The following is a 7,251-nucleotide window of genomic DNA, read 5'->3' as shown; positions in this document are numbered from 1 at the left end:
TCGACCTCTTATAACTCACACATATATCACGTTGACGTATCTTTCTATTCAATTTTTAATGTCACTTTCTAAACACATATTATGTCATGTGTATTCTTATTTTAACTTTTATTTTCATTTTCTACTAATAATCTAATTTACTTCAATGTACTTCTACCTATTATATTTGGTATATTTGTAGTTAAGGAAGGTGTCAGACATGATAACAATGAAAGATATAATAAGAGATGGTCATCCTACACTTCGTGAAAAAGCTCAAGAATTAAGTTTTCCTTTATCAAATGAAGATAAAGAAACATTAAAAGCTATGCGAGAGTTTTTAATCAATAGTCAAGATGACGACATCGCTAAAAAATATGGTTTACGCTCAGGTGTAGGTTTAGCTGCACCACAAATTAATGTATCAAAAAGAATGATTGCCGTGTATTTACCAGATGACGGAAATGGAAAATCTTATGATTACATGCTAGTTAATCCAAAAGTGATGAGTTACAGTGTTCAAGAAGCCTATTTACCAACTGGTGAAGGTTGTCTAAGTGTAGACGAAAATATCCCAGGTTTAGTTCATCGTCATAATAGAGTTACAATTAAAGCTCAAGATATCGATGGTAATGACGTTAAATTACGTTTAAAAGGCTATCCTGCTATCATTTTCCAACACGAAATTGATCATTTAAATGGTATTATGTTCTATGATCATATTGATGATGCTAATCCATTAGCACCGCATCCAGATGCAGTAGAAGCATAATTTGATTTAAGAGTCTAGGACATAAATCCCAAAAATAATAGCACAAAGATGATTTGAAATTGAAAATCACCTTTGTGCTTCTTTTTATATTCAATACTTCGTTTTGTATGACTTCGCTATGCCCAACTTGCATTACTTGTAGAAACTGATTAAATCAGTTTCTTTGTGTTGGGTCCCTACCTAGGGTGCCGTCTCAGCCTCGGTCTTCGACTGGCACTGCTCCCTCAGGAGTCTCGTCAACAATACTACGTATTAACATGTTATTTTACATTAAAATACTTAAAAAAAATAAGGCCCTTTCGTATAATTTAATAAATACCAATAAACTAAATCAACGAGGTGCCTTATATATAAAGATTATAATATGTCTCAACTTACACTACCAATGGAAATTTCAATCCTTATCCCTAAAAACGATATTTCCCGATATGTAAATGAAATCGTTGAAACCCTCTCAGATGATGAATTCAATCACCATCGTGGTGTTACATCAACGTGTAAATAATTTCGATACTGCGACTAAAGTTAAATATTGTTTTTCTCTATCCTAAATACAGATTAAAAGTTCTTACTATTATATGTGTCTGTTCGCTCACTTAATGATAAAACTGCTTTATTTCTTTTAGTACATCATGTAAAATATACATTAACTGAAATCTTAGTGAATTAATCCTATTTTTCAAAATTTGAACGACATGATTTCCCTGGAAAACATACTCGGCAGTGAAATTAAATAATTATAGTTATATATTTATTTAGATTAGCTAGTATGTCTATTATTAAATTTAAATACACATACTTTTATTGAAGAACAATATCAAAGACAAAATCTGATTTCTATCTTTAATAACCCGAGCTATCAACCACGGGACTTGAATAAATATTAAAAACAATCCTTAGGAGGAATTATATCAATGGCAGTATTTAAAGTATTCTATCAACATAATAAAGATGAAGTAATCGTGCGTGAAAATACGCAAACGATTTATGTTGAAGCACAAACTGAAGAACAAGTAAGACGTTATTTAAAAGACCGTAATTTTAATATCGAATTTATCACTAAATTAGAGGGCGCACATTTAGATTACGAAAAAGAACATTCAGATCATTTTAATGTGGAGAATGCTGAATAATGAAGCAATTACATCAAAATGAAGTAGGTGTATATGCACTTGGTGGTTTAGGTGAAGTAGGTAAAAACACATATGCTATCGAGTACAAAAATGAAATCGTGATTATTGATGCAGGGATTAAATTCCCAGATGATAATCTACTAGGAATTGATTATGTAATTCCTGATTACACTTACTTAGAACAGAACCAAGATAAAATCGTTGGTCTGTTTATCACTCATGGACACGAAGATCATATAGGTGGTGTGCCCTTCCTATTAAAGCAAATTAATGTACCTATTTACGGTGGTCCATTAGCTTTAGGTTTGATTAGAAACAAATTAGAAGAACATAATTTATTACGTATCGCTCAATTAAACGAAATTAATGAGGATAGTGTGATTAAATCCAAACACTTTGAAATATCATTCTATCTAACAACACACAGTATCCCTGAAGCCTATGGTGTTATTGTCGATACACCTGAAGGTAAAATTGTTCATACTGGTGACTTTAAATTTGATTTCACACCTGTAGGTGAACCAGCAAATATTGCAAAAATGGCTAAATTAGGTGAAGAAGGCGTACTTTGTCTGCTTTCTGATTCTACAAATGCATTAGTTCCGGACTTTACGCTTAGTGAACGAGAAGTAGGACAAAATGTTGATAAAATTTTCCGTAATTGTAAAGGTCGTATCATTTTCGCGACATTTGCTTCGAATATCTATCGTGTTCAACAAGCTGTTGAAGCAGCAGTTAAGCATAATAGAAAAATTGTTACATTTGGTCGTTCAATGGAAAATAATATTAAAATAGGTATGGAGCTCGGATACATTAAAGCCCCACCAGAAACATTTGTAGAACCTGGAAAAATCAATAATATCCCTAAACATGAATTACTTATTTTATGTACTGGTTCTCAAGGTGAACCAATGGCAGCATTATCTCGTATCGCTAATGGTACACATAAACAAATCAAGATTATCCCAGAAGATACTGTCGTATTTAGTTCATCACCTATTCCAGGTAATACTAAGAGTATAAATCGTACAATTAACGCTTTATATAAAGCTGGTGCAGATGTTATTCATAGTAAAATTTCTAACATCCATACTTCTGGACATGGATCACAAGGCGATCAACAATTGATGTTACGTTTAATCCAACCTAAATACTTCTTACCTATTCATGGTGAGTATCGTATGCTCAAAGCACATGGTGAAACTGGTGTTGATTGTGGCGTTGACGAAGATAACGTCTTTATCTTCGATATCGGAGATGTACTTGCTTTAACTCATGATTCAGCACGTAAAGCAGGTAGAATTCCATCAGGTAATGTACTTGTTGATGGTAGTGGTATTGGTGATATCGGTAATGTTGTTATTAGAGACCGTAAATTATTATCTGAAGAAGGCCTAGTTATTGTTGTTGTAAGCATTGACTTCAACACAAACACATTACTTTCTGGTCCTGATATCATTTCACGTGGCTTTGTGTACATGCGTGAATCTGGTCAACTAATTTATGATGCTCAACGTCGTATTAAAACTGATGTTATTTCTAAATTAAACCAAAATAAAGACATTCAATGGCATCAAATTAAATCATCAATTATTGAAACTTTACAACCATACTTATTTGAAAAAACAGCTCGTAGACCAATGATCTTACCTGTCATTATGAAAGTTAATGAAGATAAAAAGAAATAATATTAAAATATCCCATAAGCAACTATCATTCTAATGATATGGCTTATGGGATTTCTTTATAAAAAATGGTTTAGCCAAGATCATTGACTAAACCATTTTTTATTTAGCTATATTCTTTTCAAATCGACCTAAGTCATTATCATGACCAATCATGATTAGGATATCACCAATTTCAATATTTAAATTTGGATCTGGTGACACAATAAACTGCTTACCTCTTTTAATCGCAATAATATTAATACCATATTGCGCACGAATATCTAAATCAATAATTGTTTGGCCAGTCATTTTTTCAGTAGCTTTTAATTCAACAATAGAGTGTTCATCTGCTAATTCTAGATAATCGAGCACACTCGCACTAGCCACATTGTGTGCAATACGACGGCCCATATCACGTTCTGGATGGACAACCGTATCCGCACCTATTTTATTTAATATTTTAGCATGATAATCATTTTGTGCTTTGGCAGTTACCTTTTTAACACCTAATTCTTTTAAAATAAGTGTTGTTAATGTACTAGATTGAATATTTTCACCGATAGCAACAATAACATGGTCAAAGTTTCTTATTCCCAAACTTTTCATGACTGCTTCATCAGTAGTATCCGCTACTACAGCATGCGTCGCAATATCACTATATTCATTAACTCTGTTCTCATCACTATCAATGGCCATAACATCCATATCTAAGGCGTTAAGCTCTCTAACAATACTGCCACCAAAGCGTCCTAAACCAATTACTACGTATTCCTTTTCCATACAGTCCTCCGCTTATTACACATTTAAATAACAACGATCAAATCAACTTTTTTCAAATAAATATATAGTAAAAGCTGATGCAAAATCGAAATGATGATTTGTTCTACTATAGTTGATTATTTTTTTCCTTCTACATAATCTTTATCGAAAACAAATAGTCTCAATAATAATAGTAACGATGGAACTAATAAAAGTAAACCTAAAATAAATGAAATAACCAATGCTAGACCCATTTCATCATTTACATGAGAACTAGAAATTTTTACGAATGGATGTAATAAATATGGTAATTTACTGATACCATATCCAAAGAAAGCAAATAACATTTGCAATATCACCATTATAAATGCTAAACCATGATTTCTTTTAAAAATAGTTAGTGCGCCTGCAACTAGGAAAAAGATAAAACTTATCACGAACATCCACCAATAGTTAAAGACAGCATTATTAAAATGCTCTGAGTTTTGTACTCTTAGTGATAAAAAGACAAACAAGGAAATAATAATCATTGGTGGTCCCCAAAATATATGCCATTGTCTCATTAAATGATATGCCGGTTGGTCCTTTGCTTTATTAGCATAAAATGTAAGGAATCCAGAAGAGATATATAACACTGAGATAATTGCCAAGAAAACAACAGCCCATGCAAAAGGACTTAGTAATAGTTGAACCCAGTCTAAATCAACATGATTCCCTACCTCTTTAATATAGCCACCTTCTGAAATTGTTAATGCGGTTGCTAATGCAGCTGGAATAAGTAAACCAGTTAACCCATATAGAAAAATCCATGGTAATTTTGTATCTTGTCCATAATTCTCAAAGGCATAGAAACTGTTTCTTATTGAAATAAGAATCGTACCAATTGAACCTGGTACAAGTAAAACCGTTCCTAAATATTTAACGGAATCAGGGAAGAATCCAATAAATCCAACAAAGAAAAAGACAAAGAAGACATTCGTAACTTCCCATACTGGACTAAGATATCTTTCAATAAGATGATTGATTTTCTTTTCTTCATCAGTAAGTTTAGAATGTAATGCGAAGAATCCAGCACCAAAATCAATTGAGGCTACGATGATATAACAAAATAAAAATATCCATAAGACTGTAATACCTATATATGAATATATCATTTGTTATCACCTCTTTCTTTGAGCACTTGATTGACATCATTGATTGCAGGTTTGTTTCTAAACATTCTGAGTAACACATATGCAGATGTAACGATGAGTACAAGATATAATAAACCAAATAAAATCGTCACTAATGTAATACCACCAGCTTGAGTCGCTGCTTGAGATACTCTTAAGTATCCTCTTACAATCCATGGTTGGCGTCCCATTTCCGTTAAGAACCAACCAAATTCAATTGCTAACATAGACGCTGGACCAGTAAGTAATATGCTATATAAAACTACCTTATGTGTAGTTAAGTGTCGTAACTTCTTAATTAATAAAATCAACATAAAAATTCCTGAAATCACAAAACAGAATACGCCCATTGAAACCATTAAGTCAAAGAAATAATGAACAATTAATGGTGGCAATTCATTTTTAGGAAAATCGTTAAGTCCTTTTACTGTCGTCTTCAAACTATTATCAGCTAAGAAACTTAACATTCCTGGGATTTCTATTGCGCCTGATACTTCATTCGTCTTTTCGTTTAAAACACCAAAAAATACTAAATTAGCTTGAGATTGTGTGTCAAAATGCCATTCATATGCAGCCAATTTTTCTGGTTGTACTTTATGTAAAAACTTAGCTGACATATCTCCCGCTAACATCGATAACAATGTTGAAATAAACCCAACAATCATCGTCATTTTTAATGCTTTTAAATGATATCTTTTATCTTCTGGATGCGTCTGTTTTAGCAATTTAAATGCAGCAATTGCCGCAAGAATAAACGCCATTGTCATGCCAGCTGTTGCAACAACATGGAAGGACCTTACGATAAATGATGAGTTAAACATTGCTTCTAATGGTTGAACATTAACCATACGTCCGTTTTTCATTTCAAAACCAGCTGGTGTATTCATAAACGAGTTAACTGACGTTATGAAAAATGCTGAGAATGATCCACCTATAATTACAGGTAAGCCTATAACAAAATGAATCCATTTATTTTTAAATCTTTCCCAAGTATAAAGATAAATACTAAGAAAAATAGCTTCAAAAAAGAATGCGAATGTTTCCATAAATAGAGGTAATGCAATTACATGACCGCCCATTTTCATAAATGTTGGCCAAACAAGCGATAATTGCAAACCAATAATTGTTCCCGTCACTACACCGACAGCAACTGTAATGGTATATCCTTTCGACCATCGTTTCGCTAATGCAATATAATGTGCATCGTTGTTTCGTATACCAAGAAATTCAGCGATAACAAACATTAATGGCATACCTACACCAATCGTTGCAAATATGATATGAACGGCTAAGGTCATACCTGTAAGTAATCGACTCATTTCAACTGAATCCATATATAATCACCTTGTATTTATATTTTTTAGTAATTTCACAATGCTTAAAATTATAAATCCTTATCATGATGAACTAAATGTTTTTGCTTGAATTTTTGACATAAATTTTTTATAGAGACACATAATGTTCACACCATTGATATTTTATAAAATTAAATATAAGATAGAATAATATAAATTAACATATAGAAAGGAAGACCAAAGTGTCACATATTACGATATATACACAAGATGATTGTCCACCTTGTACGTTTGTAAAAAATCATCTTCAAGCAAATCATGTAGATTATACAGAAAAAAATATAAAGAATAATCAATATCGAGTAGAAATGATGGATTATGATGCATTTGCGACGCCATTTATCTTATTGAACGATGAACCTATGTATCAAGTTGATATGGATAAAATTAATCAAGCTTTTGACATTCAATAAG

The 7,251-nt window shown here is 32.1% G+C and carries 7 protein-coding genes; 4 read left to right on the top strand and 3 right to left on the bottom strand.

All coding sequences use genetic code 11. From position 1 onward, the window contains the following. Positions 1–199: 199 nt before the first annotated feature. From def to rnjA, 3 genes are all read left to right on the top strand, one after another. Positions 200–751 carry a peptide deformylase gene (gene def, locus AC2D8K_RS03875; protein ID WP_002450692.1) on the top strand — a complete coding sequence of 184 codons (552 nt, stop codon included), beginning with the start codon at positions 200–202 and terminating at the stop codon, positions 749–751. A 914-nt stretch (positions 752–1,665) separates the two neighbouring features. Then, positions 1,666–1,884: a DNA-dependent RNA polymerase subunit epsilon gene (locus AC2D8K_RS03870; RefSeq protein ID WP_002450694.1), complete on the top strand. Its 219-nt coding sequence runs from the start codon at positions 1,666–1,668 to the stop codon at positions 1,882–1,884. Further along, positions 1,884–3,572, top strand: coding sequence for a ribonuclease J1 (gene rnjA, locus AC2D8K_RS03865; protein WP_002450695.1), 1,689 nt, complete (start codon positions 1,884–1,886; stop codon positions 3,570–3,572). The genes AC2D8K_RS03870 and rnjA overlap by 1 nt, the downstream gene beginning before the upstream one ends. A gap of 99 nt (positions 3,573–3,671) precedes the next feature. On the opposite strand, the gene AC2D8K_RS03860 is transcribed toward rnjA, so the two are convergent. The 3 genes from AC2D8K_RS03860 to AC2D8K_RS03850 all read right to left on the bottom strand — a co-directional run bounded on the left by AC2D8K_RS03860 (position 3,672) and on the right by AC2D8K_RS03850 (position 6,816). After that, on the bottom strand, positions 3,672–4,331 hold the full coding sequence (locus tag AC2D8K_RS03860; RefSeq protein ID WP_002450696.1) for a potassium channel family protein: 660 nt from the start codon (positions 4,329–4,331) through the stop codon (positions 3,672–3,674). 116 nt (positions 4,332–4,447) lie between these two features. Then, on the bottom strand, positions 4,448–5,464 hold the full coding sequence (locus AC2D8K_RS03855) for a cytochrome d ubiquinol oxidase subunit II (protein ID WP_484698054.1): 1,017 nt from the start codon (positions 5,462–5,464) through the stop codon (positions 4,448–4,450). After that, positions 5,461–6,816, bottom strand: a complete 1,356-nt coding sequence (locus AC2D8K_RS03850; protein WP_075778646.1) for a cytochrome ubiquinol oxidase subunit I — start codon at positions 6,814–6,816, stop codon at positions 5,461–5,463. The genes AC2D8K_RS03855 and AC2D8K_RS03850 overlap by 4 nt, the downstream gene beginning before the upstream one ends. Positions 6,817–7,019: 203 nt before the next feature. On the opposite strand from AC2D8K_RS03850, the gene AC2D8K_RS03845 reads away from it, so the two are divergent. Continuing rightward, positions 7,020–7,250, top strand: coding sequence for a glutaredoxin family protein (locus tag AC2D8K_RS03845; protein WP_002450699.1), 231 nt, complete (start codon positions 7,020–7,022; stop codon positions 7,248–7,250). Position 7,251 lies beyond the last annotated feature (1 nt).

Source organism: Staphylococcus sp. 510 (assembly GCF_057219715.1).
The sequence above is the reverse complement of the archived record's forward strand: the minus strand, read 5'-3'. Positions and strand labels throughout refer to the sequence as shown.

Bases quoted from the DNA above. Each gene is read 5' to 3' on its own strand.
- AC2D8K_RS03855 (WP_484698054.1), bottom strand. From the start codon at position 5,464: ATGATATATTCATATATAGGTATTACAGTCTTATGGATATTTTTATTT.
- AC2D8K_RS03870 (WP_002450694.1), top strand. From the start codon at position 1,666: ATGGCAGTATTTAAAGTATTCTATCAACATAATAAAGATGAAGTAATC.
- def (WP_002450692.1), top strand. From the start codon at position 200: ATGATAACAATGAAAGATATAATAAGAGATGGTCATCCTACACTTCGT.
- AC2D8K_RS03860 (WP_002450696.1), bottom strand. From the start codon at position 4,331: ATGGAAAAGGAATACGTAGTAATTGGTTTAGGACGCTTTGGTGGCAGT.
- rnjA (WP_002450695.1), top strand. From the start codon at position 1,884: ATGAAGCAATTACATCAAAATGAAGTAGGTGTATATGCACTTGGTGGT.
- AC2D8K_RS03850 (WP_075778646.1), bottom strand. From the start codon at position 6,816: ATGGATTCAGTTGAAATGAGTCGATTACTTACAGGTATGACCTTAGCC.